We start from the raw sequence: 553 nt of genomic DNA, 5'->3' as shown, positions 1-553 counted from the left end.
GCCAGAAGGTGTGATCCGACGCGAGCCGTTTTCCCTGTTTCAGGCGACGCGCGGCCGATCGCAGTTTCAGGGGATGCGCAGTTTCCAGAATGCGCGCGCGCATCAGCAGTTCGTCCAGGGAGGGAAGTGCCCGTGCGCCCTTCCAAGCGATAAGCGTGTAGTTGCAACTGTCCTCAGACAGGGAAATGGAAAATGAGTCGCCAAACACCGAACGTACTTCGTCCAGATAGGAAGGGATATCCGAATCGCTGTCGAGGAAGTTCGCGACCAATACCCCATCGTCGGCGAGCCGCGCGTGGCACGCCGCGTAGAAGTCCGCGCTGCCCAATTGTCTCGGCATGCCATGAACGAGAAAACCATCCACCAGTATGACTTCCGGCCGCGCTTCCTGATTCTTGACATATTCGGCGCCATCCGCACAAACCACCTCGAGCCGTTCATCGTCGGGAGGAATGTGAAACGTATCGCGCAGTGCAATCACCGCCGGATCGATTTCGATAGCAACCACCTTTGTGTTCGGAAGATGCCGATAGCAATATTTGAGCAACGATCC

At 57.0% G+C, this 553-nt stretch carries 1 protein-coding gene; it reads right to left on the bottom strand.

Translation table 11 applies throughout. The features are described 5' to 3' along the window. Positions 1-553: spermine/spermidine synthase domain-containing protein (locus AC07XB_RS39065; RefSeq protein ID WP_492833308.1), on the bottom strand; the 553-nt coding region annotated here is incomplete at both ends.

Source organism: Cupriavidus sp. GW821-FHT02F09 (assembly GCF_059421605.1).
Note: the sequence above shows the minus strand (reverse complement) of the source record. Positions and strands in the feature narration are given on the sequence as shown.